Annotated in this window: 23 protein-coding genes and 1 tRNA gene; 9 read left to right on the top strand and 15 right to left on the bottom strand. The window is 68.9% G+C overall.

Annotation, left to right across the window (positions count from 1 at the left end):
* Positions 1 to 3: 3 nt before the first annotated feature.
* From RCO27_RS16395 to RCO27_RS16375, 5 genes are all read left to right on the top strand, one after another.
* The gene (locus RCO27_RS16395; RefSeq protein ID WP_309003773.1) at positions 4 to 1,065 is read left to right on the top strand and encodes a pyridoxal phosphate-dependent aminotransferase; all 1,062 of its coding nucleotides are present in this window, start codon (positions 4 to 6) and stop codon (positions 1,063 to 1,065) included.
* Entirely contained in the window at positions 1,062 to 1,727 is a 666-nt protein-coding gene (gene nth, locus RCO27_RS16390) for an endonuclease III (protein ID WP_309003772.1), read from the top strand. The genes RCO27_RS16395 and nth overlap by 4 nt, the downstream gene beginning before the upstream one ends.
* 49 nt (positions 1,728 to 1,776) lie before the next feature.
* Positions 1,777 to 1,853 (top strand) — tRNA-Arg (locus tag RCO27_RS16385).
* Positions 1,854 to 1,900: 47 nt separating this feature from the next.
* Positions 1,901 to 2,770 carry a 2-dehydro-3-deoxygalactonokinase gene (locus tag RCO27_RS16380; protein WP_309003771.1) on the top strand — a complete coding sequence of 290 codons (870 nt, stop codon included), beginning with the start codon at positions 1,901 to 1,903 and terminating at the stop codon, positions 2,768 to 2,770.
* Complete coding sequence (locus tag RCO27_RS16375) at positions 2,767 to 3,411, top strand: 2-dehydro-3-deoxy-6-phosphogalactonate aldolase (protein ID WP_309003770.1); 645 nt, start codon at positions 2,767 to 2,769, stop codon at positions 3,409 to 3,411. Before RCO27_RS16380 ends, RCO27_RS16375 begins: the two co-directional genes overlap by 4 nt.
* Here the strand turns inward: RCO27_RS16375 and RCO27_RS16370 are convergent.
* The 9 genes from RCO27_RS16370 to RCO27_RS16330 form a co-directional block, all read right to left on the bottom strand.
* Complete coding sequence (locus RCO27_RS16370) at positions 3,404 to 4,003, bottom strand: helix-turn-helix transcriptional regulator (RefSeq protein ID WP_309003769.1); 600 nt, start codon at positions 4,001 to 4,003, stop codon at positions 3,404 to 3,406. The genes RCO27_RS16375 and RCO27_RS16370 overlap by 8 nt on opposite strands.
* A gap of 103 nt (positions 4,004 to 4,106) precedes the next feature.
* Positions 4,107 to 4,457, bottom strand: a complete 351-nt coding sequence (csgH, locus tag RCO27_RS16365; protein WP_309003768.1) for a curli-like amyloid fiber formation chaperone CsgH — start codon at positions 4,455 to 4,457, stop codon at positions 4,107 to 4,109.
* Between the two features lie 24 nt (positions 4,458 to 4,481).
* The gene (locus RCO27_RS16360) at positions 4,482 to 5,192 is read right to left on the bottom strand and encodes a hypothetical protein (protein WP_309003767.1); all 711 of its coding nucleotides are present in this window, start codon (positions 5,190 to 5,192) and stop codon (positions 4,482 to 4,484) included.
* Between the two features lie 98 nt (positions 5,193 to 5,290).
* The gene (locus tag RCO27_RS16355; RefSeq protein WP_309003766.1) at positions 5,291 to 7,837 is read right to left on the bottom strand and encodes a hypothetical protein; all 2,547 of its coding nucleotides are present in this window, start codon (positions 7,835 to 7,837) and stop codon (positions 5,291 to 5,293) included.
* Between the two features lie 71 nt (positions 7,838 to 7,908).
* Positions 7,909 to 9,315 carry a hypothetical protein gene (locus RCO27_RS16350; protein ID WP_309003765.1) on the bottom strand — a complete coding sequence of 469 codons (1,407 nt, stop codon included), beginning with the start codon at positions 9,313 to 9,315 and terminating at the stop codon, positions 7,909 to 7,911.
* Positions 9,316 to 9,381: 66 nt separating this feature from the next.
* Complete coding sequence (locus RCO27_RS16345) at positions 9,382 to 11,979, bottom strand: hypothetical protein (protein WP_309003764.1); 2,598 nt, start codon at positions 11,977 to 11,979, stop codon at positions 9,382 to 9,384.
* A 209-nt stretch (positions 11,980 to 12,188) separates the two neighbouring features.
* Positions 12,189 to 13,214, bottom strand: a complete 1,026-nt coding sequence (locus RCO27_RS16340) for a CsgG/HfaB family protein (RefSeq protein ID WP_309003763.1) — start codon at positions 13,212 to 13,214, stop codon at positions 12,189 to 12,191.
* 17 nt (positions 13,215 to 13,231) lie between these two features.
* Positions 13,232 to 13,684, bottom strand: a complete 453-nt coding sequence (locus RCO27_RS16335) for a curli assembly protein CsgF (protein ID WP_309003762.1) — start codon at positions 13,682 to 13,684, stop codon at positions 13,232 to 13,234.
* A 201-nt stretch (positions 13,685 to 13,885) separates the two neighbouring features.
* Positions 13,886 to 15,097 (bottom strand): FAD-binding oxidoreductase, encoded by a 1,212-nt coding sequence (locus tag RCO27_RS16330; protein WP_309003761.1) that lies wholly within the window; start codon positions 15,095 to 15,097, stop codon positions 13,886 to 13,888.
* A 50-nt stretch (positions 15,098 to 15,147) separates the two neighbouring features.
* On the opposite strand from RCO27_RS16330, the gene RCO27_RS16325 reads away from it, so the two are divergent.
* The 4 genes from RCO27_RS16325 to RCO27_RS16310 are packed head-to-tail and all read left to right on the top strand — an operon-like array spanning position 15,148 to position 19,185.
* A complete protein-coding gene (locus tag RCO27_RS16325) occupies positions 15,148 to 16,062 on the top strand; it encodes a dihydrodipicolinate synthase family protein (RefSeq protein WP_309003760.1) in 915 nt (304 codons plus the stop codon).
* Positions 16,059 to 17,060: a 4-hydroxyproline epimerase gene (locus RCO27_RS16320; RefSeq protein ID WP_309003759.1), complete on the top strand. Its 1,002-nt coding sequence runs from the start codon at positions 16,059 to 16,061 to the stop codon at positions 17,058 to 17,060. The genes RCO27_RS16325 and RCO27_RS16320 overlap by 4 nt, the downstream gene beginning before the upstream one ends.
* A 3-nt stretch (positions 17,061 to 17,063) precedes the next feature.
* Positions 17,064 to 17,714, top strand: coding sequence for a GntR family transcriptional regulator (locus tag RCO27_RS16315; RefSeq protein ID WP_309003758.1), 651 nt, complete (start codon positions 17,064 to 17,066; stop codon positions 17,712 to 17,714).
* A 37-nt stretch (positions 17,715 to 17,751) separates the two neighbouring features.
* The gene (locus tag RCO27_RS16310) at positions 17,752 to 19,185 is read left to right on the top strand and encodes an amino acid permease (RefSeq protein WP_309003757.1); all 1,434 of its coding nucleotides are present in this window, start codon (positions 17,752 to 17,754) and stop codon (positions 19,183 to 19,185) included.
* Here the strand turns inward: RCO27_RS16310 and wecB are convergent.
* From wecB to glmU, 6 genes are all read right to left on the bottom strand, one after another.
* Positions 19,180 to 20,307, bottom strand: a complete 1,128-nt coding sequence (gene wecB, locus RCO27_RS16305) for a non-hydrolyzing UDP-N-acetylglucosamine 2-epimerase (RefSeq protein ID WP_309003756.1) — start codon at positions 20,305 to 20,307, stop codon at positions 19,180 to 19,182. The genes RCO27_RS16310 and wecB overlap by 6 nt on opposite strands.
* A gap of 58 nt (positions 20,308 to 20,365) precedes the next feature.
* Positions 20,366 to 21,472 carry an arylamine N-acetyltransferase gene (locus RCO27_RS16300; RefSeq protein ID WP_309003755.1) on the bottom strand — a complete coding sequence of 369 codons (1,107 nt, stop codon included), beginning with the start codon at positions 21,470 to 21,472 and terminating at the stop codon, positions 20,366 to 20,368.
* The gene (locus RCO27_RS16295) at positions 21,469 to 22,005 is read right to left on the bottom strand and encodes an NAD(P)H-dependent oxidoreductase (protein WP_309003754.1); all 537 of its coding nucleotides are present in this window, start codon (positions 22,003 to 22,005) and stop codon (positions 21,469 to 21,471) included. The genes RCO27_RS16300 and RCO27_RS16295 overlap by 4 nt, the downstream gene beginning before the upstream one ends.
* A 63-nt stretch (positions 22,006 to 22,068) precedes the next feature.
* Positions 22,069 to 22,392 carry an NIPSNAP family protein gene (locus tag RCO27_RS16290; RefSeq protein ID WP_309003753.1) on the bottom strand — a complete coding sequence of 108 codons (324 nt, stop codon included), beginning with the start codon at positions 22,390 to 22,392 and terminating at the stop codon, positions 22,069 to 22,071.
* A gap of 7 nt (positions 22,393 to 22,399) precedes the next feature.
* Positions 22,400 to 24,223 (bottom strand): glutamine--fructose-6-phosphate transaminase (isomerizing), encoded by a 1,824-nt coding sequence (glmS, locus tag RCO27_RS16285; protein ID WP_309003752.1) that lies wholly within the window; start codon positions 24,221 to 24,223, stop codon positions 22,400 to 22,402.
* A gap of 106 nt (positions 24,224 to 24,329) precedes the next feature.
* Positions 24,330 to 25,688 (bottom strand): bifunctional UDP-N-acetylglucosamine diphosphorylase/glucosamine-1-phosphate N-acetyltransferase GlmU, encoded by a 1,359-nt coding sequence (glmU, locus tag RCO27_RS16280; protein ID WP_309003751.1) that lies wholly within the window; start codon positions 25,686 to 25,688, stop codon positions 24,330 to 24,332.
* Between the last annotated feature and the right edge of the window lie 40 nt (positions 25,689 to 25,728).

Below are 25,728 nucleotides of genomic sequence, written 5' to 3'. Positions count from 1 at the left end.
GCGATGGCGTCCGACTACATGTACTGGGCGAAGACCCAGGCCCCGGTCCGCTACGGTCTGTCGTCGAGCGAGGTGCCGCCCTGCCGGCTCGACCGCTTCCCGGTCACCATCGCCGATCTCGAGCTCGACGGCGCCAGCCGCTACCGCTACCCGGCGCTCCGCGCCGCGATCGCGCGCAAGTGCGGCGTCTCGCCCGATCAGGTGGTCATGGCCGACGGGGCCTCGATGGCGACGATGCTGGCGATGGCGGCGCTGATCGCGCCGGGCGATGCGGTGCTGGTCGAGCATCCGGTCTACGAGCCGATGACCGCCGCGGCGCTGCATTGTGGGGCCGAGGTGCGCCATTTCGCCCGCGCCGAGCCGGACTTCCGGATCGACCTCGACGCCGTCGAACGCGCGCTGACGCCGGCGACGAAGCTGATCGTCCTCACCAACCTCCACAATCCGACCGGCAACCGCACCGACACCGGGACGCTGCGCGCGCTCGGCGAGATGGCGGAGCGGGTCGGCGCCAGGGTGCTGATCGACGAGATCTTCCTCGATGCGGCGATCCCCGCCCAGTCCAGCGCCGCGTTGCTCGGCGACGCCTTCGTGTGCATCTCCAGCCTCACCAAATGCTACGGCCTGAGCGGCCTGCGCTGCGGCTGGATCCTCGCCGCACCGGACCTGGCGGAGCGGATCTGGCGCCTCAACGAACTCTACGGTGTCGCCCAGGCCCATGCCGCCGAGCAATTGTCGCTGCTCGCGCTCGACCGGCTGGACGAGGTCGCCGCCGACCTGCCGGCGCTGCTCGACCGCAACCGCGCCCTCGCCAACGCCTTCTTCGCCGGCCGCGACGACCTCGACTGCGTGCCGATGACCGGCGGCATCACCGCCTTTCCCCGGCTCCTGGCCGGCGACGTCGACGCGCTGAACCGGCTGCTGCGCGAACGCTACGACACCGCGATCGTGCCCGGGCGCTTCTTCGGCTCGCCCGACCGCTTCCGGATCGGCGTCGGCCAGCCGACCGAGGTCGTCGAGGGCGGGCTGGAGCGGCTCGGCGCGGCGCTGGATTCGCTGAGGTGAAGAAGGCCGACATCGCCGAATTCTATCGCCGGCTCGCCGAACGCACGCCCGACCCGGTGACCGAGCTCGACTATGTGAACGACTATACGCTGCTGGTCGCCGTGGTCCTCTCGGCGCAGGCGACCGACGCGGGGGTCAACATCGCGACGCGCGACCTGTTCAGGACGGTGAGGACGCCCGCGCAGATGCTCGCGCTCGGCGAGGAAGGCCTGAAGCGCCACATCCGCACGATCGGCCTGTTCAACATGAAGGCGAAGAACGTCATCGCCCTCTCGCGCATCCTGGTCGAGCAATATGACGGCAAGATTCCCGCCGATCGCGACGTGCTCCAGACCCTGCCCGGCGTCGGGCGCAAGACCGCCAACGTCGTCATGAACGTCGCCTTCGGGGCGGAGACCTTCCCGGTCGACACGCACGTCTTCCGCGTCGCCAACCGCACCGGCCTCGCGCCCGGCAAGAACGAGCGGGCGGTCGAGGCGCGGCTGGAGAAGGAGACGCCGCCCCCCTGGCGCAACAGCGCGCACCACCTCCTCATCCTGCACGGCCGCTACGTCTGCAAGGCGCGAAGGCCCGAATGCTGGCGCTGCGTCGTCATCGATCTCTGCCGGTTCAAGCCGAAGACGCCGCCGCCGGCTGCGGAGGTGCGGGCGAGGCAAACTTAACTCTGGCTCCCTTGCCGCCCCTTTGCTAAGCGCCCAGCTCCGCTGGCACGCACCCATAGCTCAGCTGGATAGAGCGCTGCCCTCCGAAGGCAGAGGTCAGAGGTTCGAATCCTCTTGGGTGCGCCATTCTCCGAAACGTGGTGGATGCGGTCGATGCCTGACGAGGCCAGAGGATGACCGACACCTTCATTGCCGTCGACTGGGGCACGACCAACCGGCGCGCCTATCTCGTCGCCGACGGCGTGATCGTCGCGGCCGAGGTTGAGGGCCCCGGCGCCAGGCAGGTCGCGCCCGGGGCCTATTCCGCCGAGATCGCCGGCCTCCGGCAAAGGCTCGGCGCCTGGCCGCTGCTCTGCGCGGGCATGGTGGGTTCGCGGATCGGCTGGCAGGAACTTCCCTATGTCGACCTGCCCGCCGGCATCGCCGAGCTTGCGGCCGGGACCGTGACGGCGGCGCCCGACGTCCGGATCGTGCCGGGCGTGGCGCGGCGGGCCGGGCGGCCGGACGTGATGCGCGGCGAGGAGGTGCAGTTGCTCGGCGCGGCCCTCTGCGGCAAGGTGCCGCCGCGGGCGACGCTCTGCCAGCCGGGCACGCACGCGAAATGGGCGCGGATCGAGGACGGCAAGATCACCGACTTCACCACAGCGATGACCGGCGAGATTTACGCTTTGCTGCGCGCGCACAGCCTGCTGGCGCCGCAGCTCGACGGAGCGGTCGTGCCCGGTGCCGCCTTCGCCGAGGGCGTCGCGCGCGGGAGCGCGGGCGATCTGGGGCACGAGCTGTTCGCAGTCCGCGCGGCGGGGCTCCTGGACGGGCTGGACGATGCCGATGCGGGGGCGCTGACCAGCGGCCTCCTGATCGGCGCCGACGTTTCCGCGCGGCTGCGCGACACGGACGATGCGACCATCCATGTGCTCGACGACGGGCAGCTCGGCACCCTCTACGCCGAGGCGATCCGGCTCTGTGGACGCGAGGCAGCGCTGGTCTCCAGCCGCGAGGCATTCTGCGCCGGCGCGGCCGCGATCCGGGCGGAGCTGGCATGAGCATCGATTTCGACCACGCCTTCGACCGCCTGCCGCTGGTCGCGATCCTGCGCGGCCTGACGCCGGCCGAGGCCGAGCCGATCGGCAATGCGCTGGTCGAGAGCGGCTTCACCTTGATCGAGGTCCCGCTCAACTCGCCCGATCCGCTGGACAGCATCGCCCGCCTGTCGCGGCGCCTCGCCGGCCGCGCGATCGTCGGTGCCGGCACCGTCCTGTCGTCGGACGAAGTGGCCGAGGTCAAGCGCGCGGGCGGGTCGCTGATCGTGTCGCCGGACTGCGCCCCGGCCGTGATCGAGGCGGCCGTCGCCGTCGGGCTGGTCTCGATCCCGGGCGTCGCGACCGTCACCGAGGCGTTCATCGCCCTGCGCCACGGCGCGCATGCCCTGAAGCTCTTCCCGGCCGAAGCCTCCACCCCCGCGGCGCTCGCTGCGATGCGTGCCGTCCTTCCCCCGGCCACCCGCATCCTTCCGGTCGGCGGAATCGATCGGGACGGACTGCAGGCGTGGCGCGACGGCGGCGCGTCCGGCTTCGGCCTCGGCTCCGCCCTCTACCGGCCAGGAAGGTCCGCGGCGGAGGTTCGCGCGCGCGCCGCGGGCCTGGCTGGAGCCTGGCGGGCGGCGCAGGGCAGCGCTCTCAGCTGAACAGCAGCGGCTGGACCGTCCGGAACAGGCGCTCGCGCGAGGAGACGCCGACCTTCACATAGATGTTGCGGATCTGGGTGCGCACCGTCTCGATCGAGCTGCCGCGCTGGCGGCTGATCTCGTCGGCGGTATGACCGTCGAGCATCGATTGCAGCACCAGATGCTCGGCCCGGGTGAGCCGGAACATCTCGCGCAGGTGGCGGTCGTTGCGCCGGCTGATGTCGACGTCGAGCAGCCGGACCTGGAGGCCGACCGTCACATGCGACAGGCGCTGCGCCTGCAGCGCGAAATGTTCGCCGCCAATGTCCGAGCGGAATGCCCGGACACGCTCGTCATCGTCGGCCGACTGGATCAGGGCCTCGAGCAGATCCTGATGACCGGGATCCGCCACCGCGATGCAGCCGCCCCTCAGCACCAGGCACGCGCTCGCCCCGAGCATCTTGCGCGCCGCCGGGTTGTACCAAAGCAGGCGCAGGTCATTGTCGACCAGCAAACGCGGCCAAGCATCCGATCCAAGCCAGGTAAGCGCCTGCTCCGCCGGTGAGATCGCACCGGGAGGGGTCGCTTCGTCCTCGAAAGCCGTCCTCAGCACATGAGCCCCCTGTCGGCGGCATGCCGGTGCCGCCGACCGGCCATCTTAGCGTGCAATTTTTACAAGAAAAATCAATTCTTCGAAGAATCCCGCTTCGACACATTCATTCGTCCGGGCCGGAACGAACCTCCTCATAGGCCGCCGCGCCCACCGGTTCGACCCTGAGCCGGGCGGTCCAGCGGCCGCGGGCGGCATTGCCGAGTGTCAGCGTCATCAGCGCCGCGGGCGTCCCCGGCTGCAGATTGGCTCGCCCGCGCTGGGTGGTGCGGTTGCCCCCGGCGGCGGCATCGCTCGCGACTTCGAGCGTGTAGGTCGCTTCCACCGCATGATCGGAGTCGCCCACGACCCGCAGTTGCACGCCATCGCCGCGCGGCTCGACGACGAGCTGGATCGGCTGGCTTGTCCCTGGCCCGGCGGTCATCAGCGCAAGGGCCGCGGAAAAGAACGACAACATTCCTGAGGGCTCCACTCGCCCATGTCACGGCTGCGGCGGATTGACGACCGCATTCACGATCGCCTCGATCGCCGCGGACGATTCGGTTGGCTCCGGCTCTTCCGGCCGGCCCGGCGGCGGCGCGGCGCGACTCAGCACCACCGATGCGATGCTCTGGTCCTCGATCGCGTTCGGATTGCCGACATTGGTCGCAAGCCGCTGCGCGGCCGCCTGCGCCGAGCTGGCCGGCATCATCCGCTGCTCGCCGAGCAGGCGCTGTTCGGGCGAGAGCCGGGTCGGATCGGGCTGCGCGAATTCGGCCGCGCGAGTCTCGATCACGCGCCGGCATTCGGGCGACACCGATTCGCGCGGCGCGCGCGGATCGCAGCGATCCCGACCTTCGACCCTTGCAACGGCCGAGGTGCGGCCTTCGGCTGGCGACGACAAGGGCGTGGACGGCTGGGCGGTGCGACCGCCACGATAGAGCTGCGATGCCGGCCTGGCGCTTTCGGCCTCGCGCGTGAGCTGGGGCGTGGCCGAGCCGCTCTCGTCGCTGCTGCTCAGCTGCGGCGGCGGCGCGGTCTCCCGCTCGATGCGCTGCTGGACGTCGACGCCGCGGCGTCCGGTGGAGATTTGCGGCGTGCCGATCGGCTGCGCAGCCCCGGCACCGATCTGCTCGACGCCCGAAGCGGACTCCTGCGCGGCCGCGGGAGCAGCCAGTATCGCGAGAACAAGCCAGGGCGCGGCGCGGGTCATATCCGTTCCTTTCTCCCAGCCATGTTAACGCAAGACGTCCGGATTTGGCACCGTGGAAATGGCCGGCGCCCATTCGAGAGCGCCGGCCTCTCCCCTCATCAGATGCCGGGCGAGCCCTGCGTCACCGTCGCGCTGTTGCCGCTGCCGGTCTGGGTCACGGTCGAGTTGTTGCCGTCCGAATATTGGCCGACGACCGCCGTGTTGCCGCTGCCGAACTGGCTGATCAGCGAGGCGTTGCCCACGCCGTCCTGCTCCAGCGTCGCCGATTGCTCGCTGCCGCGCTGCAGGATCGTCGAGCTGCCGCCGCTGCCGGTCTGGGTGACCGAGGCGAAGTGCGCCTCGCCCGAATTGCCGCCCTGATCGACGTCGGAGTCGTTGTTCGCGCCCGACTGGTTGACCAGCGCCACCTGATCGGTGCCGAGCTGGACCACCCGCGAGGTGCCGTCATTGCCGCTCTGGGTGACGGAGGCGAAGTGCGAGGCGCCGAAATTGCCGCCCTGCTCGATCTCCGACTCATTGTCGGCGCCCAGCTGGTTCACCGACGCGGTCTGATCGAGGCCGCGCTGGGTGACCGACGACGCGTTCGAGACGCCCGCCTGCACCACGCTCGCATCCTGCGAAACGCCCGCACCGATGCCCAGGAAGCCGCCATTGGTTCCCTGGTCGATCGTCGACTGGTTGCCGTAGCCGCCGGCAAGCTGATCGACATAGGCGGTCTGCAGGCCGCCGCGCTGGGTGATCTGCGAGATGCCGGCATCGCCCGCCTGGATGACGCCGTTCGCCGTCTGGTCGACATATTCGCCGGCCTGGTTGCCGAGCCCGCCCTGATCGACGACCGACTGGTTGGTATCGCCGGTCTGCAGCACGTTCGCCTGGTGCCCGCCGGTGGGGCGCTGGGTGACCGACGACGTGTTGCCGTTGCCGCTCTGCTCGACCACCGCGCCGCTCAGGATCGTCGAAGACTGGGCGACGGTGGAGGTGTTGCCGGAGCCGCTCTGGATCACGTCCGCGGCGCTGAGCGCGCCGGTCTGGGTCACGGTCGAGACGTTGCCCGATCCCGTCTGGTCGACGGTTGCGAACACGGCGATGCCCGACTGGTTGACGTCCGACGTCAGGTTGGTGCCGTCCTGCGCGACGTCGGCATCGGCGAAATCGCCGGTCTGGCTGACATCGGAGAGGTTCTCGTCACCGATCTGCGCGACCGCGGCATTGGCGTCCGCCGACTGGTCGATCAGCGACACGTTGGTCGGCGCATTGGCCGGCGGGGCGAGGTTGGAGCCGATCTGGCTCACGCTCGCCGAGGCGCCGTCCGCCGACTGGGTGATCCGCGAGGCGTTGCGGCCGAAGCCCGAGGGCGTGCCGCTCCCCTGGTCAACCGTCGCCGTCGCCGTGGCGGTCTGGTCGATCACCGACGTGTTGTAGACGCCGCTCTGGCTGACGTCCGCAGAGGCGTCGGCCGCCTGGTCGATGCTCGACCGGTTGAGCGTGCCGTCCTGCAACAGGGCCGCGCTCGCGCCGTCGGCCGACTGTTCGATCAGCGAGACGTTGTTGGCATAGGCCGGCCCGGCGCCGTTCGGCGGCGGCAAGTCGCTACCGTCCCAGGTACGCGGGCCGAGAGTGTTGACCCCGCCGGTCTGCGTCACATTGGCCGAAGCACCCCCCGTCTGGGTGATGCGCGATGTGTTGCCGTCGCTGGCCTGCACGACCGTCGCCGCAGCGCCGGTGGCGGTTTGATCCACCAGGGACGCATTGTCGCTGCCGTTCTGGAGGACGGAGGCGCTGTTGTCGCTGCCGCCTTGGAAGACGTCCGACTCGTTGTTGTCGCCGCCGCCCTGGGTGACATCGGCGCTGTTGCCGGAGCCGCCGCCCTGGCCAACGAAGGAGTCGTTGAACTCGCCGTCGGTCTGCGCGACCGTCGCGGTGTCGCCGGCGCCCAGCTGGTTGATGCTCGAGAAGCCGACGGTGCCCGCCTGCGCGACGGTGGCGATATTGTCGCTGCCGTCCTGGGCGACCCCGCTGATGTTGTTGATGCCGCTCTGTTCCACCGTGGCGCTGTGCCCGCCGACGCCCGCCTGGACGATCAGCGAGTCGTTGCCGTAGGTGGTGCCGCCCTCGTCGCCCTCGGGCGCGCCGTCAACGCCTTGCGACACGCTCGCCGCATTGTCGTCGGAATTCTGGATGAGCAGCGAATATTGATCGTCGTCCGCCTGGCTGACCTCCGCAAGATTATCGTTGCCGGACTGGAAGATCGTCGAATCGTTCTTGGTGCCCGGGTCGGCGCCGAACGCGCTCGTCAGGTTCTGGTCGACGGACGCGGTATTGCCGTTGCCCGACTGGTCGATAGACGATGTCTGGACCGGCGTGGATCCGGTCGTGTCGTCGTCCTGGTTGACGGTCGCGCTATTGCCCGCGCCGCTCTGGAACACGTCGGACCGGCTGCCCGTGCCGCCGGCCTGGGTGACGTCCGCCGTGTTGGTGGCGTTGCTCTGGCTGATCTCGGAGTCCGAATTGGCGCCGGTCTGGGTGACCGTCGCCGACTGCCCGGTACCGCTTTGCGCGACGGTGGAGCTGTTGTTCTGGCCCAGCGCAGGCGCGCCGGCCAGCAGTGCCAGCGTCGAAACGCCGGCCAGGATTGTCTTTCTCATGATTTCTTCCCCCACTTTCTATGGTGATGGCGGCCGGCGCGTCTCCAAATGCGCCGGCCGCCGATCCCAGTTCAGATGCCGCCGCCCTGCGTGACGACGGCCGAGTTGCCGGTGCCGTTCTGCGTGACGGTGGAAATGTTGCTGTTCGAATTCTGGGTGACGGTGGCGCTGTGGCCGGAACCGGACGCCTGATCGACCAGCGAGATGTTGGAATTGCCGAGCTGGGTGACGTCGGCCTGGCTGTCATTCGCCGCCTGGAGGACGTCGGAGTCATTGCCTGCACCGCCCTGGGTGACAGTCGCCGTATTACCCGTGCCCGACTGAAGAATCAGCGAGTTGGCGAGGCTGCTGCCGGCCAGCTGGTTCACGTTGGCCTGGTTGTCGGCGCCGGTCTGGGTGACGTCGGACGTGCCGTCGTCGCCGAGCTGACTGACATTCGCCTGCGTACCCGACGCCGACTGGGCGATCGTCGAGTAGTTGTTGTCGCCGATCTGCTCGACGAAGGCGACACTGGTTGCCGATTGGCTGATCTGGGATTCGTTGGTCCCACCCGCCTGCTCGACGGTCGCGCCCGCACCGGCCGCGCCGGCACTCTGATCGACTTGCGAGAGGTTCTGCTGCCCCGACTGGGTGACGTCCGCGGTCGCGGAATCGGCCTGGTCGACGCTCGAATCGTTCGCGGTGCCGTTCTGCGTCACCGTGGCGTTTGCGCCGGCGCCGGTCTGCGTCACGGCGGAGAGGTTGCCGTCGCCGGTCTGCGCGACGACCGCGTCATTCTCGCGCGCGCTCTGCGCGACCGACGAGACGTTGCCGGTACCGGTCTGGCTGACCGCGGCCGTGGTGTTGTCGCCGCCGGTCACGGCCAGCGTCTGCTGGATGTCGGAATCGTTGCCGTCGCCGGTCTGCGCCACTGTCGCGCGGGCATTGTTCGACGGATCCTGGTTGACGTTCGAGAGATTGTCGTTGCCGAACTGGCTGACGCCGGTGTTCGCGGCGCCGTTGAGCGCATCGCCGACGCCGTTGCCGATTCCGTTCTGGTTGATCACCGAGCTGTTGCCGTCGCCGCCGCCCTGCACGACCTCGGCCTCGTTGCGGCCGACATTCTGGGTGATCTCGGACTCGCTCGCCCCGTCCTGAGTGACCTGGGCGGCATTGAGGTTGGTGCCCGACTGGGTGACCAGCGAGCTTGCGCCGTTGCCGGTCTGGGTCACGCTGGCCTGGCCGCCATTGGCGGCGCTGCTGGCGGTGCTCGACTGCAGGATGGTCGATGTCGCGTTCGAACCACTCTGATCGACCGTGCCGCTGTTGTAGGCGCCCGACTGGGTCACCGTCGAGGCATTGCTCGAGCCGGACTGACCGACGGCCGCGGTCTGCGCCGTGCCGCTCTGCGTCACCGTCGATGTGTTGTTCTGCGCGAAGGCCGGTACCGCGGCAATCAGCGCGAGGGTCGAAACACTGGTCAGAATGGTCTTGCTCATCACACTTCTCCTTTAATCATACAGGTCCGGCGGCCGCCGCGGGTGCGGCGACCGCCGGTCTTCGGATCAGATGCCGCCGCCCTGGGTGACGGTGGCGGTGCTGCCGTTGCCGCTCTGGGTGACGGTCGACAGGTTGCCGCTGCCGGTCTGGCCGACGGTCGCGGTGTTGCCGTCGCCGCTCTGGAGAACGGTCGAGATGTGGCCGGCGCCGGTCTGGGTGACCGCCGCGCTGTTCTCGATCCCGCTCTGGTTGATCAGCGAGCTGTTGGAATCGCCCTGCTGATTGCTGCTCGCATAGTTCGATTCGGTCGCGAGGTCGGCATAGCCGGTCTGGACGATCGTCGACGTGTTGCCCTGCCCGTTCTGGGTCGCGTAGGCCTCCGCCCCGACCGCGAACTGGGCCGGGCTCTGCGCGTAGCCGGCCGAGATCTGGTCGATATAGACATTGTTGTCCGCACCGCCGGTCCCGTTCTGGTTGACCTCCGCCCGGGCGCCGCCGGCCTGGAAGTCCTGCTGGACGTCCGAATTGTTGCCGACGCCGGTCTGGGTGATCACCGCGTCATTGTCGAACGAGGTGAACGAGCTGTAGGTCGACGCGTTCTCGCCGCCGCTCTGGTTGACGCTCACCTGGCCGCTGACCGCGTTGCGGCCCTGCTGGACGGTCGAGACATTCTGCCCCGCGCCGGCCGCATTGTGGGCCTGGGTGACCGCAACCGTCGAGCCGGTGCCGCTGGCGCCGAAGCCGTTCACATTGTCCTGGACCACCGTCGAGACGTTGGCCTGGCTCGTGCCGGCGCTGCCGGTGCCGGTGTCGCTCTGGACGACGTCGACCCGGCTTTCCGGCGGACGATCGTCGGCACCCGTGGTGACGGTCGAGGTCGATCCGGTCACGCCGTTCTGGCTGACCGTCACGGTGCCGCCCGAGGTCTGGGTGATCGTCGACACGTTGTTCGCCCCGCTCTGGCCGACCGTGGCCGCCGCGCTGGTGCCGCTCTGGACGACCGACGAGCTCTGGTCGGTGCCGTCCTGCGTCACCGCCGCGACATTGTCGGTGTTGCCGGACTGGACGATGTCGGAATCGTTGCCGAAGCCGTTCTGCGTCACCGTCGCCGTATCGCCGTCGCCGAACTGGCCGACGTCGGACGTGTTGCCGTCGCCGGTCTGCGAGACGGTGGCGGTCGCGGCGGCGGTCTGCTCGATCAGCGAGGTGTTGGTCGGCGCGTTCAAGGGCGGCCCGAGATTGCCGCCGCGCTGGGTGACGAGCGCGCTCGCGCCCGCGCCCGACTGGGTGATGCGCGATGCATTGCGGGCGAAGTCGCCGGTGACGCTGCCCTGGTCGACGGTGGCGCTCGACCCGGCCGCCGTCGCGGTCTGCTGGACCACCGACGTGTTGTAGACGCCCGACTGGGTGACGTCCGCGGCGGCGGCCGAATCCTGGTCGATGTTCGAACGGTTCAGGATGCCGTCCTGGTTGACTGTCGCGTCGGCGCCGTCGGCCGACTGGTCGATCAGCGAGACGTTGTTGGCGTAAGCCGGCCCGGCGCCGTTCGGCGGCGGCAGGTCGCTGCCGTCCCAGGTGCGCGGCCCGAGAGTGTTGACGCCGCCGCCCTGCGTCACATTGGCCGAGGCGCCGGCGGTCTGGGTGATGCGCGAGGTGTTGCCGTCGCTGTTCTGGCTGACGATCGCGGTGGCGTCCGCGCCCGGCTGGATCACGCTCGAGACGTTGCTGTCGCCGGTCTGCGCCACCGCCGCGCTGTTGCCGGTGCCCGTCTGGTCGACGCTCGAATCGTTGTTGTCGCCGGCTTGCGACACCGTGGCGGTATTGCCGTCGCCCTGATAGACGGTCGACAAATTGTCGCTGCCGGTCTGGTCGACCTGCGCCTGCGAGGCGCCGGTCTGATCGACGAGCGAGTCGTTGCCGTCGCCGAGCTGGGAGACCTCCGCATCGGCGCCGTCGCCGCTCTGGGTGACCGTCGACGTGCTGCCGTTGCCGGACGTGCCCGGCCCCGACTGCTGGTAGACGCTTGCGATCGCGCCCGCGCCGGACTGGTCGATGGTCGAGACATTGTCCTCGCCGAACTGCGTGGAGCTGGCGCTCGCCCCGGTGGCCGTCGCGGTCTGGGTGATCGCCGAGACGTCGCCTTCGCCATTCTGGTCGATCGCGGCGTCGGCATCGTCGGCGTCCTGGGCGATCGACGCCTGGTTCAGCCGGTTGGCGGCGCCCGGCGCCGGGCGATTGGCGTTGAGCTGCGTGACGCTGGCGGCCGAACCGTTGCCGGTCTGGGTCACGTCGGCCGCATTGCCCTCGCCGTCCTGCTCGACGGCCACCGACGAGCCGTCGCCGGACTGGTCGACCGCGGCCTGGTTGGTCGGATCGTTGCTGGTCGGCGCGTCGCCGCTGCTGTCCTGATCGACGCTGACGCTGGAGCCGGCGCCGGATTGATCGACAGTGGATTCGTTGTCGGCCCCCGCCTGGGTGATGGCCGCGTCGTTCGTGCTGCCGCTCTGGACGAGGTCGGACAGCGAGCTCGACCCGGTCTGGTCGACCGTGGCGCCGTTGCCGCTGCCGCTCTGGGTGACGTTGGAGACGTTGTTCTGCGCAAAGGCCGGCGTTGCGGTGGCCAGCGCAAGAAGCGAAACGGTGGTGAAGATCTTGCCTTTCATTTCCCCGATCCTTTCAAAAGGTCAAAAGCACTCCTTCCCGGCATGCAGGGGCATGCCGGGTCCGTTGATCGACAACATTGACGGGCGCTTGTTCTTGCGCGCAGGCGGGGAAACTCATGCCCGCCGTGCGTATGTTGGCCTGGGTTTTCTTCCCCTATTCGCGAGCGCCAGGCGCGCTCCGTGCTCGACGCTGCGCCGCGTCAGGCACGTCAGGTCCCTCCTTCCTGCTCTTCTCGTCTGATCGCGGGCGGGTCGATCGCCGGCGTGACCTCACGGACCGGCACCTCCCTCGCCCGCATCCGCATTGGCGGTGCGTTGCGCGCGGTCTCCATCGCGGCCTCGACCTGCTGCGGGGTGAAAACGCCGTCGCGTTCCTGACGGTAGCGCCACAGGAACGGCCAGCCGGCGTTCGCATCGGCGAAGTCCCAGAGATTGAGGCCAATGCCTTCCATGATGAGGGCATAGACCGCCTTCTCGATCGCCTGCTGGACGGCGATCTGGTCGGGCTCGTTGACGGCAAAGCCGGCTTCGGCCTCGAGCAATTCCCTGAACGCGACGAACCGGAATGCGCTGCCGCCGAGCGACCGCGAGGCGATGGTCTTGGAGGCGGTGACGGTGGTCAGCACCTCGCCGGTGCGCACCGAGATCGCGCGCAGATAGACGGTGACCGTATCCTGCCGATATTCGGTCCGCGCGCCGATGCCGAGCAGCGCCGCGCCGGCGCCGCCGGTCACCGTGTTGGTGTCGAAGCTGACGATCCCGCCCTCGAGCAGCACGCCGGCGAACAGCATCGCGGGCAGCGCCTGCGGGTTGACCGCGGTTTCGCCGAGATAGCGTTCGCGCATCTCGCGGATGATCTGGCGCTCGTTCAGCAGGTTGCGCAGCTGCTCGCGCTCGACGATCGTGAACCAGCGCCGGCTTCCGGCGTCCTGGAGCGCGCGCATCAGGATCGAGGCGCCGCCCTGGGTCACGGCGCGCGACAGCGTCTGGCCGCCCTGCTGGGTGGTGCGGAACTGGCCGGTCTGGTCGGTGAAGTTGTAGACGGCGATGGCGACGGGGCGCGCCGGCGGCGGCAACTCCATCAGCTGGCGCTGCGTCTGGGTCTGCTTGGGATAGATCGCCAGGCGGTTCATCGCCGGGATGTCGGACGGCGGCTCGCCTGGTGCGCCGAGGCTCATGCAGCCGGCAACGAGCAATGCAGCGCCAACGGTCGGAACGAGTTTCCTGATGTTCATGGGAGCAGCGCGAACGATCAGGGAACGTCGAGGAAGGTGGGGACGATGATCGTCGACACCTCGCCCGTCGCGTCGTTGGTGATCGTGATCGTCACGTCCTCGAGGCCGCGGACGAACTCGATCGTCTGGCCGCCGAAGCTGATGGTGCCGCGCTCCTGCGGATTCTCCCCGAAGATCGCGTCGACGATCTGCGACGACAGCGCCGAGAGCAGCCGCGACTGGAGCTGGCGCGCGAAGATGTCCGCCTGCGAGTTGGACGTCGCGGTCGACGGGTCGCGATAATTGTTCTGCGCGTTGGCGATGCCGAGCAGGTGGGAGGAGTTGAACGGGTTGCCGCCGAAGGTCGGGTTGTTGGGCGTGTAGACGAGCTCGTCCGCCCGGGCGGTTCCCGCCAATCCGCAGAACAGCGCGACCGCGATCGCCATCCGGCCGCCGCGCCGCACCCGCCGGTACGCGTTAACAGGTCTCACCTTGCACCCCTTTCCCCGACCGGGCCGACCCTTTCCCGCGAGTCGCCCGTTAACCCATTCTTAACCAGCCACCCGGGCTGTCCATCGCCTAAATAGGGTATGAACCGATGACGCGCGTGTGAAAAAGCGCGCCGTTGCGTCCATTTAGGGTCGCTGGTCCATTCTGGCACAGGGCCCGGCGACAGGGTTAGGGCGGCTGGATCAGCCGAAACGGTCGAGATCGAAGGGTGCCAGATCGAGTGCCGGAGGCTCGCCGGCGACGACGGCAGCGATGGTCTCGCCGGTCATCGCCGCCAGGGTCAGGCCGAGATGCTGATGGCCGAAGGCGTAGAAGACATTGTCCGCGCGCGTGCTGCGGCCGATCGCCGGCAGATAGTCCGGCAGGGTCGGCCGCGCGCCCATCCATTCGGCGACCGGACCCTCGAACGGCAGCCCGACATCCGCCGCATGGCGCCTGAGGCGCGCCCATTTCCGCGGGTCGGGCGGGCTTTCGGCGCGGCCGAACTCGACGAAGCTGGTCGCGCGCAGCCCGGTGCGGAAGCGCGTGACGAACATCGACCGGTCCTCGAACAGGATCGATGGCATGTCTTCCGGCCAGGCGGGCGCGGCGGCCTGGATATGGTAGCCGCGCTCGGCGATGATCGGAACGCGGTGGCCGAGCGGGCGAAGGACCTCGCCGGAGGCGGGCCCGGCCGCGACGAGGACGGCGTCCGCCTCCAGCCATTCCCCCGTCTCGAGACGGATGCCGCGGCCGTCGAGCCTGGCGCGGCCCCGCAACCGGGCACCTCCGAGCGCGGCGAAGCGCGCCGCCATCGCTTCGGCGAGCCGGTCGAGGTCGACGATCTGGGCGGTATCCTCGAACCGGACGGCCTGGGTCGCCGTCCTCACGAGGGACCGGATCGTGGTCAGCTCGTCCGGGGTCGCATCATGGAACGTCACCGGGTCGGCGGGCAACGCCGAGCGCCCCTTGCGGGCCGTCTCGGCGGATTCCCACACGATATAGTGGCCGCGCTCGCGGAGCAGTTCCGGCACGGCGACCTCGGCCGTCAGGCGCCGCCAGGCCGGAAGCGCTTCGGACAGCAACGCGCCCAGCGCCCGTCGCCCCGCTGCAAAGCGCGCCGGTCCGCTGGCGGCGATGAGGCGCAGGCCGAATGGAAGCCAGGTGCCGATCTCGCGCCAAGGCAGGCACACCGGGCCGCCCCGCGAGAACAGCATTCCGGGCATGGCCCTCAGCGTCGCAAGGGATGCGAGCGGATCGCATTCGTTGATCGCGATGAGACCCGCATTGCCGCGGCTCGCGCCGCGCCATTCCGGATCGGGATCGACCAGGCGCGTTGCGATGCCCCGCTGCTGCAGGGCCAGCGCGGCCGCCGAGCCGATCACGCCGCCGCCGATCACGATCGCTGTTGTCATCCAAAATCGTATACGATATATGATTCCGGCGTTCAATCAGGGAGTAGCATGTGGCAACCAAGCTCTGGACGGGGGTCTATCCCGCCGCCACCACCCAGTTCACCGCCGACGACAAGGTCGACATCGAAGCGACCAAGCAGGTCTTCTCCGCGCTGGTCGACGATGGAGTCAACGGCCTGATCATCCTCGGCACCTGCGGCGAGAACAATTCGCTCCTTCCCGAAGAAAAGCGCGCGGTGCTGACGGCGGCGGTCGAAGCGGTCGGCGGCAAGGTGCCGCTGGTCACCGGCGTCTCCGAGCTCACCACCGCCCGCGCGATCGACTATGCCCGCGACGCCGAAGCGATCGGCATGGACGCGCTGATGGTGCTGCCGGCCATGGTCTACGTGCCGACGCCGGAGGAGCTTCAGGCCCATTTCCGCGCCGTCGCGGCCGCGACCGGCCTGCCGGTCATGCTCTACAACAACCCGCCCGCCTACCGCGTCGAGATCGACGTCGCGACGCTCGACGCGCTGCAGGACGTCCCCAACATCGTCGCGGTCAAGGAGAGCGCCCCCGATCCCCGGCGCTTCACCGACCTCATCAACCGCTACGGCGATCGCTATCAGGTGATGGCCGGTCTCGACGACGTCGCCCTGGAAGGGCTGATGCTCGGCGCCTCGGGCTGGGTGTCCGGCCTCACCAGCGCCTTCCCGCGCGAATCCGTCGCCCTGGTGGCCGCGGCGGACCGCGGCGACTGGGTCGAGGCGCGGCGCATCTACCGCTGGTTCATGCCGCTGCTCCACCTCGACGCCGAGCACGATCTCGTCCAGTCGATCAAGCTCGCCGAGCAGATCATGGGCCGCGGCACCGAACGCGTCCGCATGCCCCGCCTGCCGCTCGCGGGCGCCCGGCGGGCCGAGGTGACGGCGATGGTCGAGAAGGCGGCCGCGACCCGCCCGCTCGAGGTGGCTGCCGCCGCGTGACACGCCACACCTTCACCTGCATCGACGGCCATACGGCGGGCAACCCGGTCCGCCTCGTGACGGGCGGCGCGCCCCGGCTGGAGGGCGCCACGATGGCCGAGCGGCGCCAGGACTTCCTGGCCCGCTTCGACTGGATCCGCACCGGCCTCATGTTCGAGCCGCGCGGGCACGACATGATGTCGGGCGGGTTCCTCTACCCCTCCGCCGATCCGCAGGCCGACGGCGCGATCCTGTTCATCGAGACCAGCGGCTGTCTGCCGATGTGCGGCCACGGCACGATCGGCATCGTCACCTTCGCGCTGGAAAACGGCCTCATCACGCCACGCACACCCGGACATTTGAAGCTTGAAGTACCCGCCGGCACGATCGAGATCGATTATCAGCGGGACGGCAACCGCGTGACGGCGGTCAGGATCCGCAACGTCCCGGCCTATCTCGCGAAGCAGGGCCTCGCGATCGACGTTCCGGATTTCGGACCGCTGACCATCGACGTCGCCTATGGTGGAAACTTCTATGCGGTAATCGAGCCGCAGGGCCCCTATGCCGGCCTCGACATTCTGGGCGCGGCGCGGATCATCGAGCTCAGCCGAACCATCCGCGCCCTCATTCGCGAGACCTACGAACCCATCCACCCGCTGGAGCCGACCATTCGCGGCGTCAGCCACGTGCTGTGGGCAGACAAGCCCAGGGGCGAAGGCGCGGACGGGCGCAACGCGGTATTCTACGGCGAGCGCGCGATCGATCGTAGCCCGTGCGGCACCGGCACCTCGGCGCGCCTCGCCCATCTCGCCGCGACGGGGCGGTTGACGGTGGGCGACCGCTTTGTCCATGAATCCTATATCGGCAGCCGCTTCATCGGCCGGGTCGAAGCGGAGGCGAAGGTTGGCGACATCCCTGCGATCATCCCCTCGATCGAGGGCGCGGCGATCGCGACCGGATTCAACACGATCTGGATCGACACCGACGATCCTTTCCACGCCGGCTTCACGGTAACCTGAGTCGTGGGCGGGATCGTCACTCGCAACCTTCCCGACCAGCTCGTCGAGCTTTTGCGCGAGCGCATCCTCTCCGGCATCGCCGCGCCCGGCGATCCCGTCCGCCAAGACGCCCTCGCCGCCGAGCTGGGCGTGAGCAAAATCCCGCTCCGCGAGGCGATGGCCCGGCTCGAGCAGGAAGGGCTGCTCCGCTCCGAGGCCAATCGCGGCTATTTCGTGCGCGAGCTGACCGCCGCCGAAGCGCGCGAGGTCTATGATCTGCGCCTCAACCTCGAGCCGGCGGCCGCCGCCGCGGCAGCTGCGAACGCCACGACCGAAGACCGCGAGATCGCCGAAGCGGCGCTGGAGGCGCTGGACGCGGCGACCGAGGCCCATGAAGCGCAGGTCGGCGTGCTCAACCGCGCCTTCCACCTCGCGCTGGTGCGACCGGCGCGGCAGTCGGTCACCTTCGAGATCATCGAGCGGCTGCACATCCTGTCGGAACGCTATGTCCGCAAGCATCTCGAGCCCCACGGGCGCGACAGCCGCGCCAATCGCGAGCATCGCGACCTGCTCGACGCCTGGCTGGCCCGCGACGGCAAGACCGTCTCGACGCTGCTCAGCGCGCATATCGGCCAGACCCAGGACGACCTGGCCCGGCAGTTGATCGATCAGTAACCACAGACAACACAAGCAAGGGACGGGAGGGGCGATTATGGCGCGATCATTCTGGGGGCCGGTGAAGCCCATCGACACCCAGGGCGCGGTGGCGGAGCATCACCGCCTGCGCAAGACGCTGAGCTGGCCGCATCTCGTCGCGCTTGGCGTCGGCGCAATCGTCGGCACGGGCATCTACACGCTGACTGGCGTCGGTGCCGATCGCGCCGGTCCGGCGGTGATCCTCGCCTTCGCCGTCGCCGGCGCGGTCTGCGCCTGCGCCGCCCTTGCCTATGCCGAGCTCGCGACGCTCATCCCGACCTCGGGCAGCGCCTACACCTACACCTATTCCGTGCTCGGCGAGACCGCGGCCTGGATCGTCGGCTGGAGCCTGATCCTCGAATATTCGCTCGCCTGCAGCACCGTCGCGGTCGGCTGGTCGGCCTATCTGGTCGGCTGGCTCCAGGCGATCGGCATCACCCTGCCGCCGATGCTGTTGGCCGGTCCGCATGGCGGCGGCATCATCAACCTGCCCGCCGTCTTCGTCGCGCTCGCCATCTCCGGCATGCTGATGGCCGGCACCCGCGAGAGCGCCACGCTCAACATCATCCTCGTCATCATCAAATTGACCGCGCTCGCGGTGTTCGTGCTGCTCGCGCTGCCCGCCTTCAACAGCGACAACCTGACCCCGTTCGCGCCCTACGGGTTCGGCAGCCTCGAGCAGGACGGCGTCAAGCGCGGCGTGATGGCGGCGGCGGCCATCGTCTTCTTCGCCTTCTACGGCTTCGACGCGGTCGCGACCTCGGCGGAGGAAGCCAAGGATCCCGGCCGCGACCTCACCATCGGCATCGTCGGCTCGATGCTGATCTCGACGACCATCTACATGCTGGTCGCGATCGCGGCGGTGGGCGCGATGAGCTACGTCGCGCTCGGCGGCTCGGCCGAGCCGCTCGCCTTCGTGCTGCGCACCCTCGACTATCCGGGTGCCGCCTCGGCGGTGGCGCTCGCCGCGATCATCGCCCTGCCCTCGGTCATCCTCGTCATGATGTACGGCCAGAGCCGGATCTTCTTCGTGATGTCGCGCGACGGCCTGCTCCCCGCCTGGGCGAGCCGGGTCTCGCCGCGGACCGGCACGCCGGTGCTGATCACCGGCATCACCGGCCTGTTCGTCGCCGCCTTCGCCGGCTTCTTCACGATCGGCGACCTCGCCGAGCTCGCCAATGCCGGCACCCTGCTCGCCTTCATCGCGGTCGGCGCCTGCATGATGATCCTGCGCAAGACCCGGCCGGACCTGCCGCGCGTGTTCAGATGCCCGGCGCCCTATGTGGTCGGAACGCTGGCGGTGCTCGGCTGCATCTACCTGATGGCGAGCCTGCCGACGGCGACGCTGGAACGCTTCCTGATCTGGAACCTGATCGGCGTGGCAGTCTATTTCGCCTACGGCCGCTGGCGGAGCCTCGCCGGCAAGGACCACCCGGTGACCGGCCTATAAGGCCAACCGGCGTCCGACGTTGTCCAGCATCCCCGCGCGCCTTCTGAGATCGTCCAGGCAGCGCGCGGCGGTGCGGCCGTCCCAATATTCGGGCCGGGCCAGCGCGCCCTCGCCTCGCCAGCGCAGCGCGGCGCGCAGCAAGGCCGGCGCGCCGGACGCATCGGAGAGGCGGTTGGTGCCCTCGGTCACGGTGATCGGCCGCTCGGTATTCTCGCGCAGAGTGATGCACGGAATGCCGAGATAGGTCGTCTCTTCCTGGATCCCGCCCGAATCGGTGACCACCGCCCGCGCCCCGGCGACCAGGCTCATGAAGCGGACATAAGGCAGCGGATCGATCAGCCGGATGCCGGCGGCACCCAGCTGGGTGTCGAGCCCGCTCGCCTGCAGACGCGCCGCGGTCCGCGGATGGACCGGAAACACGATCGGAAGCGCCCCCTGAATCTCGATCAGGCATGCGACGAGGGCAGCGAGCTTGATCGGATCGTCGACATTGGACGGACGATGGAAGGTCGCCACGGCGTAATCGCCCTTCAGATCCAGCGCCGTCGGCTCCGCCGCCGCCGCGATCGCGCCGCGCTTCATCTCGAAGCTGTCGAGCATGATGTTGCCGACGCGGGTGATCCGCTGGGCCGGTACCCCTTCCGCAAGCAAATTCTCGTCGCCGTCGGGCGACGGCGTCCACAGCACGTCGCAGATCGCGTCGGTTGCGATGCGGTTGATCTCCTCCGGCATCGTCCGGTCGCGTGAGCGCAGGCCCGCCTCGAGATGCACGGTCGGAATGCCAAGCTTCACCCCCACCAAAGCGGCGGCAAGGGTCGAGTTGACGTCGCCGACCACCACCAGCCAGTCGGGCCGACGCGCCGCGGCAACTTCGCCATAAGCGATCATCACCTTGCCGGTCTGTTCGGCATGGCTGCCGGAGCCGATGCCGAGGTGGAAATCGGGATCGGGCAGGCCGAGGTCGGCGAGGATGTCGCCCGACATGTTGGCGTCGTAATGCTGGCCGGTATGGACCAGCACCGGCGCGAAATCGCCGGAGCCGGCGAGCGCGTGCCAGAGCGGCGCCACCTTCATGAAATTGGGGCGCGCGGCGGCGATCAGGTGGACGATCTGGCGGGTCAAGTGAAGCTCCGTGCTGGCACGAGCTTCTAGCGCCGGCTGGTTAAGACCGCCTCAACGCTCAGGGTCCGGCCGCAACGGCCCGCTCGATGATCGGCCGCCAGGCGGGATCGACCGGAAGCGTGAAGATGTCGGCCAGCGCACGCTCGAGCTGATTCGCATCGAGGAAACGCTGCTCGGCCTCGCTGCCGGGGCGCCGGATCGTCAGGCGGTTCGCCAGCAGCACATCGCGCGCGTCCGGTGTGGTACGGGTCACGATCAGGCGATGACGGAAATGCGAGCTGGGATGGGTGGCCGTGAACCAGTTGGCCACTTCATAGTCGATCGGCAGCTGCCGCCCCGGATCGAGCTGGTAGACCGGCATCCAGCGGCCGAGGACATCGGCCTGAAGCAGCTGTCCGTCGCCGAACGGGATGATGCGGAAGGTCTCGTGCGCCGTCGGCTGCGGCTCTTGCGTGTCCAGCCGCAGCGGCGAGGTCGGCACGCAGGAGCCGAAGCCGACATCGGCGAGCCAGGCCTCGCCGTCGATCGTCACCCTGAGCGCCATATGGCTGCGCGCCGTCGGCGGCGCGCCCGGCGCCAGCATCCAGCGCACCCGCGCGACCATTGGCCCGACCTCGAACCCGATCGCCGAGAGCACGCGCCGCAGCAACCCGTTATGCTCGTAGCAATAGCCGCCGCGCCGCGCCGCGATCAGCTTGGCATCGACGGCCGACGGCGCAAGATCGACGCCCTTGTCGAGCAGCACGTCGATCGCCTCGAAGGGAATACCGGCGGTGTGCTGCGCGATGAGCGTGCGCAAGGTTTCGAGCGTCGGCGTCAGCGCTCCCTCGTAACCGATCCGCGCGCAATAGGCTTCGAGATCGACAGCGTCGGCATGGTTGCCATTGAGGGCCGACATGATCTGGTGCGCCGCCTGTGGTGCATAGACGTCCACGAAACGGACCGCTGGATTCTGTGCCGTAGAGCTCTGCTTGAGCTGGTCCTCCACGGGCCCGCGCAGGCCGCCGCCGAACGCGATCAGATCGAACCCGCGGGCATCGAACATCCCGGCAGTCTCAACTGCCGCAGTCGAGCCTTCGACGTCGAGGCCGGCATCCCGGAGCTCGCCGACCACCGCGTCGAGCACCTCAGGCAGCCTACCGAGAACCAGCACCCGTGCACTCATGCCGCCACTCCCGAACATTGATCGGCCCGCCGTGCCGCGCGCAGCGCACGCGCCCACCAGGCCAGGCTGGCCAGCATGCGCGACATGGCGCGCGATGCCGCCTCCGGATCGATCGGGCAACCCTCGGCGTCGAACTGGTCGGCGGCGTTGGCGAAGCTCACGCAGTCGCGGATCGCCACCGCATTCAGCTCGGCGAACACCGCGCGCAGATGCTCCACGGCCCGCAATCCTCCGGAAATGCCGCCATAGGAAACGAATCCCACCGGCTTGAACCACCATTCGCGCGAGAGCGAATCGATCAGCGCCTTCAATGGCGCCGGATAGGAATGGTTATATTCCGGCGTCACCACGACGAAGGCCTCGGCGGCATCGGCGGTCCGGGCGAAGTTCCCCGGCTCGCGCGGATCGACGAAGTCGAGCCGGAAGCCGCTGTCGTTCCAGATCCGGTCCGCGGTCCAGTGGGCGACGGTATCGCAGAAGCGGTTCTCCCGCGTGCTTCCGTAGATGAGGGCCACCCTGACGGGTTCCTGCATGGCTGGCTCCTGTACATGCGAATCGACAGGAGCCGGTTGATAAAAGCTCAACCACGGTTGAGGTCAAGCCGCAGGTGGAGCCTCCGGCAGCAAGGGGCGGAAGAATGACCGTTCGTAGCGCAGGAAGCAGCGCGTCTCGTTGGCGAAGTCCATCGCCTTCTGCACGTCCGGATCACTCGCTGCGTCCTTGCGATACTGTTCGTAGGCGGCGAGGCTCGGGAAGCTGAAGATCGCCAGCGCGACATCGCTCTCGCCCTCGGACGGCAGGAAATAGCCGTGATGGACGCCGCCGAAGCGCGGCACCAGATCGAGCCACATCTTCGCATAGCGCTCGAACTCGGCCGCCCTGGCGCTGTCGATCACGTAGCGGACATGGCAGGTGATCATCTGGTGCTCACTCCACCGTGACGCTCTTGGCGAGGTTGCGCGGCTGATCGACGTCGGTGCCTTTCGCCACCGCGACATGATAGGCGAGCAGCTGGACCGGCACCGCATAGACGAGCGGGGCGATCAGCGGGTGGACCGCCGGCATCTCCAGCGTGGCCATCGCGCCCTCTCCGGCCTGGGCGATGCCCTCGGCGTCGGAGATCAGCACGACCTTGCCGCCGCGTGCCTGGACCTCCTGCATGTTGGAGACGGTCTTCTCGAACAGCGGGCCCGACGGCGCCAGGACGATGATCGGGACGGCGTCGTCGATCAGCGCGATCGGCCCGTGCTTCATCTCGCCCGCGGCATAACCTTCAGCATGGATGTAGCTGATTTCCTTGAGCTTCAATGCGCCTTCGAGCGCGAGCGGATAGTCCTGGCCGCGGCCGAGATAGAGGACGTCGCGGGCCTGGGCGACGAGCGGCGCGAGCGCGGCGATGTCCTCGTCATGGGCGAGCGCGGCGTTCATCGCGGCCGGCGCTTCGGTCAGGTGCCGGACGATCTCGTGCTCCTCCTCGGCGGTCATCCGCCCCTTGTCGCGCGCGACCTTGGCGGCGAGCGCGGCGAGCACGGCAAGCTGGCAGGTGAAGGCCTTGGTCGAGGCGACCCCGATCTCCGGACCTGCATGGGTGGGGAGGAGCAGGTCCGCCTCGCGCGCCATCGAGCTGGTCGGCACGTTGACCACCACGGCGATGCGCTGGCCCTGCGCCCGAGCATGGCGGAGCGCGGCCAGCGTGTCGGCGGTCTCTCCCGACTGGCTGATGAAGAGCGCCAGCCCGCCCGGCTCCAGCACCGGATCGCGGTAGCGGAACTCGCTCGCGACATCGAGATCGACCGGCACCCGGGCGAAGCGCTCCAGCCAGTATTTCGCGACCATGCCGGCATAATAGGAGGTGCCGCAGGCGACGACGGTGATCCGCGGCACGGCCATGAACGAGAAGTCCATGTCCGGCAGCGCGACCTTCTGCTCGAGCGGGCGGAGGTAGGAGCCGAGCGTGTCGCCGACGACCAGCGGCTGCTCGAAAATCTCCTTGAGCATATAGTGGCGGTAATTGCCCTTCTCGATGCGCGCCGCGCTTGCGCCGGATTCGACCGTGTCGCGCTCGACGGGCTGGTTCTCACGATCGAAAATCCGGATCTTGTCGTGGGTGACGACCGCCCAGTCGCCCTCGTCGAGATAGGCGATCCTGCGCGTCAGCGCGGCCAGCGCCAGCGCGTCGGAGCCGAGATAATTCTCCCCTTCGCCATAGCCGACGGTGAGCGGCGCACCGAGCCGCGCGCCGACGATCAGGCCCGGATGGTCGCGGAACAGGATGGCGAGCGCGAAGGCGCCGTGGAGGCGCGGCAGCACCGCGGCGACGGCGGCCTCGGGATCGTCCCCGGCTTCGAGGCGATCGGCGACGAGATGGGCGACGACCTCGCTGTCGGTCTGGCTGGCGAAGCTGCGGCCCCTGGCCTGCATCTCCTCGCGCAGCGGCTTGAAATTCTCGATGATGCCGTTGTGGACGACCGCCACCCCGCCGACGACGTGCGGATGCGCGTTGCCGACGGTCGGTGCGCCATGGGTCGCCCAGCGCGTGTGAGCGATGCCGACCGCGCCGGGCAGTGGCTCGCTCTCGAGCACCTTCGCGAGATTGTCGAGCTTGCCTTCGGCGCGGCGGCGCTCGAGCCGGCTATCGACGATCGTGCAGAGGCCCGCCGAGTCATAGCCGCGATATTCGAGCCGCCTCAGGCCATCCATCAGCCGCGGCGCCGCATCCTCACGGCCGACAATTCCGATGATTCCGCACATACTCAAGCTCTCCACGTCATTCCGGCGAAGGCCGGAATCCAGACTGTCTCGTCATCTGGCACAGAGTTCGTCTGGACCCCGGCCTTCGCCGGGGTGACGACAGGTTTCAAGACTTCTTCTTTCGCTCCGTCATGAAGTCGCGGAAGCGCCTGGCGCGACCGGGCTTCTCGACCTGCTCGCCCCGCGCGATCGCGATCGCATCGGCGGCGACGTCCTTCGTGACGACCGATCCGGCTGCGACGAGCGCGCCGGCACCGATGGTCACCGGCGCCACCAGCGCGGAATTGGAGCCGATGAACGCCCCCTCCCCGATCACCGTCCGGTATTTGAAGAAGCCGTCATAATTGCAGGTGATCGTGCCGGCGCCGATGTTCGCATTGGCGCCGATCTCGGCATCGCCGAGATAGGTCAGGTGGTTGGCCTTGGCGCCGGGCCCGAGCTTCGCCTTCTTCACCTCGACGAAATTGCCGACCCTGGCCCGCTCGCCGATCTCCGCCCCGGGACGCAGGCGCGCATAGGGGCCGATCTCCGCGCCTGCGGCGACGATGGCGCCTTCGACATGGCTGAAGGCACGAATCCGCACGCCCTCGCCGAGCTTCACGCCGGGACCGAAGACGACGTTCGGCTCGATCACCGTGTCGCGGCCGATCTGGGTGTCATGGGCGAACCAGACCGTGTCCGGCGCGACCAGCGTCACGCCGTCGGCCATCGCCCTCAGCCGCCGCCGTCGCTGCCACTCGGCCTCGACCAGGGCCAGCTCGGCGCGGCTGTTGACGCCGGCCATCTCCCAGGGCTCGGCCTCGATCACCGCCGACTTGCGGCCGTCCCCGGCGGCCAGCATCACCACGTCGGGGAGGTAGTATTCCCCCGCCGCATTGTCGTTGCCGACCCGGGCGAGGAGCGGGAACAGATCCTCCGCCCGCGCCGCCATCATGCCAGAATTGCAAAGGTTTACGGCACGTTCCTCAGGCGTCGCATCCTTGTATTCGACCATCTTCTCGATGGTGCCGTCGGGCGCGGCGAGGATGCGACCATATTGCATGGGATCGGCGGGCCGGAAGCCGACGACGACCAGCGCCGGCGCATCCGGCGCGTGCAGCCGATCGAGCATGTGCGCCATCGTCTCCGCCTCGATCAGCGGCGTATCGCCGTAGAGGATGAGGACATCGCCGGCGAACCCGCCCAGCGCCGGCTCGGCCATGCGGACGGCATGGGCGGTGCCGAGCTGCTGCTCCTGCACCACGATGTCCCCGCCGCGTGCCTCGACCAGCCCCGCGACCTGCTCGCGGCCGGCGCCGACGACGACGACCTTGCGCGCCGGCGAAAGCGTGTCGAGCACGCCGAGCAGGTGATCGAGCATGGCGCGGCCGGCGATCGGATGCAGCACCTTGTGCACATCCGATTTCATCCGTGTGCCCTTGCCGGCGGCGAGGATCACGGCGGCGAAATCACGTTGTCTGGTCATGGCCCTTGGCGGCCAGATGGCACGGAAACCTTGCCATTTC

Origin of the sequence: Sphingosinicella sp. LHD-64, from assembly GCF_031157375.1 — a bacterium.
Lineage (GTDB): Bacteria > Pseudomonadota > Alphaproteobacteria > Sphingomonadales > Sphingomonadaceae > Allosphingosinicella.
The sequence above is the reverse complement of the archived record's forward strand: the minus strand, read 5'-3'. Positions and strand labels throughout refer to the sequence as shown.

Excerpts from the sequence above, each read along its gene's own strand:
- glmS (WP_309003752.1), bottom strand. The coding sequence starts at position 24,223 with ATGTGCGGAATCATCGGAATTGTCGGCCGTGAGGATGCGGCGCCGCGG.
- RCO27_RS16300 (WP_309003755.1), bottom strand. The coding sequence starts at position 21,472 with ATGAGTGCACGGGTGCTGGTTCTCGGTAGGCTGCCTGAGGTGCTCGAC.
- RCO27_RS16345 (WP_309003764.1), bottom strand. The coding sequence starts at position 11,979 with ATGAAAGGCAAGATCTTCACCACCGTTTCGCTTCTTGCGCTGGCCACC.
- RCO27_RS16330 (WP_309003761.1), bottom strand. The coding sequence starts at position 15,097 with ATGACAACAGCGATCGTGATCGGCGGCGGCGTGATCGGCTCGGCGGCC.
- RCO27_RS16340 (WP_309003763.1), bottom strand. The coding sequence starts at position 13,214 with ATGAACATCAGGAAACTCGTTCCGACCGTTGGCGCTGCATTGCTCGTT.
- RCO27_RS16355 (WP_309003766.1), bottom strand. The coding sequence starts at position 7,837 with ATGAGAAAGACAATCCTGGCCGGCGTTTCGACGCTGGCACTGCTGGCC.
- RCO27_RS16310 (WP_309003757.1), top strand. The coding sequence starts at position 17,752 with ATGGCGCGATCATTCTGGGGGCCGGTGAAGCCCATCGACACCCAGGGC.
- glmU (WP_309003751.1), bottom strand. The coding sequence starts at position 25,688 with ATGACCAGACAACGTGATTTCGCCGCCGTGATCCTCGCCGCCGGCAAG.
- RCO27_RS16295 (WP_309003754.1), bottom strand. The coding sequence starts at position 22,005 with ATGCAGGAACCCGTCAGGGTGGCCCTCATCTACGGAAGCACGCGGGAG.
- RCO27_RS16290 (WP_309003753.1), bottom strand. The coding sequence starts at position 22,392 with ATGATCACCTGCCATGTCCGCTACGTGATCGACAGCGCCAGGGCGGCC.
- RCO27_RS16395 (WP_309003773.1), top strand. The coding sequence starts at position 4 with ATGGCGTCCGACTACATGTACTGGGCGAAGACCCAGGCCCCGGTCCGC.
- RCO27_RS16360 (WP_309003767.1), bottom strand. The coding sequence starts at position 5,192 with ATGACCCGCGCCGCGCCCTGGCTTGTTCTCGCGATACTGGCTGCTCCC.
- csgH (WP_309003768.1), bottom strand. The coding sequence starts at position 4,457 with ATGTTGTCGTTCTTTTCCGCGGCCCTTGCGCTGATGACCGCCGGGCCA.
- RCO27_RS16380 (WP_309003771.1), top strand. The coding sequence starts at position 1,901 with ATGACCGACACCTTCATTGCCGTCGACTGGGGCACGACCAACCGGCGC.
- RCO27_RS16350 (WP_309003765.1), bottom strand. The coding sequence starts at position 9,315 with ATGAGCAAGACCATTCTGACCAGTGTTTCGACCCTCGCGCTGATTGCC.
- RCO27_RS16375 (WP_309003770.1), top strand. The coding sequence starts at position 2,767 with ATGAGCATCGATTTCGACCACGCCTTCGACCGCCTGCCGCTGGTCGCG.